The sequence below is a fragment of the Aeromonas salmonicida subsp. salmonicida genome, assembly GCF_001643305.1.
GTDB classification, from domain to species: domain Bacteria; phylum Pseudomonadota; class Gammaproteobacteria; order Enterobacterales; family Aeromonadaceae; genus Aeromonas; species Aeromonas salmonicida.
Window position 1 is genome coordinate 1 of sequence record NZ_LSGW01000004.1, and the last position, 3,974, is coordinate 3,974.

Annotated in this window: 4 protein-coding genes; 2 read left to right on the top strand and 2 right to left on the bottom strand. The window is 58.9% G+C overall.

All coding sequences use genetic code 11. The annotated features are described in order from the left end of the window. On the bottom strand, window positions 1-309 hold a 309-nt coding region (locus tag AXW79_RS00495), incomplete at its 3' end, for a putative toxin-antitoxin system toxin component, PIN family (RefSeq protein WP_063968053.1). A gap of 17 nt (window positions 310-326) precedes the next feature. Continuing rightward, window positions 327-521, bottom strand: coding sequence for a ribbon-helix-helix domain-containing protein (locus AXW79_RS00500; RefSeq protein ID WP_005321098.1), 195 nt, complete (start codon window positions 519-521; stop codon window positions 327-329). Window positions 522-740: 219 nt separating this feature from the next. On the opposite strand from AXW79_RS00500, the gene AXW79_RS00505 reads away from it, so the two are divergent. Both AXW79_RS00505 and mobF read left to right on the top strand, forming a co-directional pair. Beyond that, window positions 741-1,658, top strand: coding sequence for a recombinase family protein (locus AXW79_RS00505; RefSeq protein ID WP_005321096.1), 918 nt, complete (start codon window positions 741-743; stop codon window positions 1,656-1,658). A gap of 148 nt (window positions 1,659-1,806) precedes the next feature. Next, window positions 1,807-3,974, top strand: a 2,168-nt coding sequence (mobF, locus tag AXW79_RS00510; RefSeq protein WP_155736669.1) for a MobF family relaxase, incomplete at its 3' end; no start/stop codon positions are given.

A 3,974-nucleotide genomic window follows, 5' to 3' on the forward strand; every position in this document is an offset into this window, starting at 1 on the left:
CATCGCCATCGCCATCGCCAGCAAGAATGTATCATTTGGATCGTTGACTTCGATACCCTCCGGTAGAGGTGGCAACACATCAAGCATGACCGAACATCGCATGTTGTTGACCATCGCGCCAACACGGTGCGGCTGGAGCACATCCTTGAACTTTGCATAACGGCTGGCTCGGCGCAGTTCATTGATTTGTGCAACCGATGTCACCAGGTCGAAACGATCCTTCTGCCATGCGCGGTAAATGACGTCCGGCCAACCGTGCGGCGACAGCAGAGCACTGAGCAACACGTTGGTGTCGAGAACAACCCGCATCAGTGTTCACTTGCCCATTACACGGCTTCGTTGACGTTGGCGTTGGCCGCCTTGGCTTCCTCCGCGGCGCGCTCGAAGATATAGGAGCGCACAGCCTTTTCGATGAAACGCGACAAGTCGCCCTTACGGCCACCGCCTTGTGATGCAAGAAACATTCGGACGGATTGATCCGTGTCGGGTGACACCGCGATGTTCCAACGCACATTGCTCATAACATTCTCCCAAACAGCGCATTTACACATAAACACGTATACACCCAATTACAGTGGAGCACAACAGCTCGATAAAACGATGGTTTTTTAATACTTTAATCGACCGTGCTGAAATGCGGGTTTAACGGCATTGATAGGTCGATAAGTGGTTCATAAAACTGGTTTGCCACAGCAAAGTTCGATAATTTGTTGGTGCAATGAGTTTATTGGAATTTAACCATGAAAGTAGGCTATGCACGGGTATCCACCCGCGACCAAAATCCAGACATGCAGGTGGACGCGCTCAATGCGGCTGGCTGCGAGCGCATTTATCAGGATGTGGCCAGCGGAGCGAAAACAGCACGCCCGGCATTTGACGAGCTGCAGCGGCAGTTACGCGCAGGCGACGTGTTGGTTGTCTGGAAACTTGATCGGATGGGGCGTTCGCTCAAGCACCTGGTGGAACTAGTGGGCAGCCTGATGGAGCGTAAAGTGGGCCTGCTCAGCCTGAATGACCCGGTCGATACCACCAACGCGCAAGGGAGACTGGTATTTAACCTGTTCGCCTCGCTGGCCGAGTTCGAGCGTGAACTGATCCGCGAGCGCACCCTGGCAGGACTGACAGCAGTGCGGGCCCGCGGACGAGTAGGTGGACGACCCAGAGGCTTGTCACCAGAGGCGGAGGCTACGGCCCTCGCAGCGGAGACCTTGTACCGTGAGGGCACACTGTCGGTCGCAGCCATCGCACAAAAGCTGCATTTGTCCAAGAGTACCCTGTACAGCTACCTGCGGCATCGTGGCGTGGAGATTGGCCCGCATAAACAATCGAGACAGCAGCTGCCAAACATGCAACACGTCGAGAGCGGCGATCACTCCAAGGTTGCAACCATCCTGCTGACGCTGCGCATTGAGAACAACAGCAAGTTTGTGCGGGGGAAGAAGCGCACGATAGAGCAAGTTGAGTTTTTTGAGCTTGCCCACTACGAGGCCACGCGGCGGGCGAACGGGGAATATGAGCTGAAGGTGCCCTATGACACTGAGGAAGAGTTGGATAAAACCATGAACGATTTGCTAACCGACATAGGTTGCGTTGCGGATGATCGGCACTGCTTCTCGGAGAGCTATGCCCGCATGGAAGGCTCAGATCGTTGTTGGTGAAGGCTTAAGTGACTTCCCTGTTCCATTGCTCCCCGAACCCCAATTACCAAAAATCCGAACGGACACAGCAAGAAGCGGCGCGGCGCGAAGAGGTCAACATTAACCATCACCACCAAGAGCCGGGTGGTGACGAGCCGGAGTATTACTGATGCTGTCACTGGGCAGCTCGGCCTACTACGCTGCCGAGGAAAACTACTACGCCATGGGCGATCTCGAGTCGGTCTGGATGGGGGAAGGGGCTGACCGCCTTGGACTGAGTGGCCCCATTGACGGGGCCACCCTCGATGCCATCGCCCAGGGCAAACTCCCCGATGGCACGGAACTCTCGCGCATCGTGGATGGCAAGCAGACCCACCGCACCGGCTATGACCTGACGTTTTCGGCCCCCAAGAGTGTCTCCGTGATGGCACTGGTGGCGGGTGACGAGCGCTTTCTGGCCGCCCACCATCACGCTGTGGCGGTGGCAATGAAGGAGGTCGAGGCGCTGGCCAGCACCCGCATCATGACCGATGGCATCACCCGCACCGAGACCACCGGCAATATCGTGGCGGCCCTCTACACCCACGACACCTCCCGCGAACTTGATCCGCAGCTGCACACCCACTCACTGGTGCTCAATGCCACCTATGCAGAAGGCAAATGGCGGGCGCTGAGCAGTGATGCCGCCCACATGAACAGCGGCTTTGGCAAAGACATCTTTAACAACAAACTGGCGCTCGGGCAGATATACCGCCACGCCCTGCGCCAGGACGTCGAGGCGATGGGTTTTGAAACAGAGGTCACCGGCAAGCATGGCCTGTGGGAGCTCAAGGGGGTGCCGACCGAACCATTCAGCCAACGCAGCCAGCAGATAAACGACGCGGTCGGCCCCGATGCCTCACCCCAGTCCCGCGATGCCGCCGCGCTCGATACCCGCAAGGACAAGGCGGTTGCCGACCCCGATCTACTGATCGCCGATTGGCGTGATCGCCTGGGCAAAGCAGGCTTTGAACTGCCCCTCTATCTCGCCAAGGCCGACGAACGCGCCCAGGGATACACCGTCCCCACGCCAGCTGGCACGGATATCACCCAAGCCGTGAGCCAGGCGATATCCATACTTTCGGATAAAAAGGTACAGTTCTCCTACTCCGAATTACTGGCCGCCACGGTGAGCCAGCTCCCCGTCGAACAGGGGTTGATCACCCAGGCCCGCGAGGGTATCGAGCAGGCGATTGGACGCGAGCGCCTCATCCCGCTCGACAAGGAAAAAGGGATCTTCACCTCCGATATCCATCTGCTCAACGAATTGTCCATCGCCCAGCTGGCCAACGAGTTCAACAAGCGCCCCCCGATAGCCACCTTTGCCGAGCGGGCAACCCCGCGTGATCGTCCCTATGCCAACGCCTACTCCGTGTTGGCCCAGGACAAGGCCCCGCTGGCTATCCTGTCCGGACGGGGTGGCATGGCCCAAACCATCGAGCGCATGGAAGATGCCGTGCTCATGGCCAGCGAACAGGGGCGTGAGGTCACCATCCTGGCCAGCGACAATCGCTCGGCTCGCCTGCTGGCACAAAGCCAGCCTCTGGCAGGCAATATTGCCCCGCGTCACACCCTCAATGCCGCCACGGTCTTTGCCCCTCATAGCACCCTCATTGTCGAGCAGGCTGAATCCCTGACCCTCAAAGAAACGCTGCTCATCCTGGAAAAGGCACGGGCCAGCGATGTCCAGGTACTGATGCTCGACAGTGAGCGCCAGCGCGGCGTCGGCAATGCGCTCTCCGTCCTCAAGCAAGCCAGCGTGCCGCAGTACCGTTTCTATGATGCGCCCAACATCGAGGCCACCGTCCAAAGCGTGCCTGACAAGCCAGCGCGCTTTGACGCCCTGGCACAGGACTACGCGCATCGTCTGCAGCAAGGCGAGCAGGTGGTTGCCCAGGTCTCCGGGACACGGGATCAGCAGCAGCTAACCAGCTATATCCGCAGCGTCTTGCGGGATAGCGGCCAACTGCACGGGCAGGATCACACCCTCAACGTCCTTGCCCCGGTATGGCTCGATAGCAAGACCCGCCATCAGCGTGACACCTATCGCGAGGGGATGGTCATGGAGCGGTGGGACGACAAGGGTAAAACCATGGATCGCTATCGCATTGATCTCGTCGCAGACAAGACCCACTCGCTGGTGCTGGTAAGCGGGCAGGGGGAGAAACACACCATCAAGATCCGTGCCCTGGACAGCAACTGGTCGCTGTTTGAAAGCAAGCGCATCGAGGTCGCGGCGGGCGACACACTCCGGGTGCTCGGGCGAGAGGCCGAGGGTACCCTCAAGGCGCAACAGAC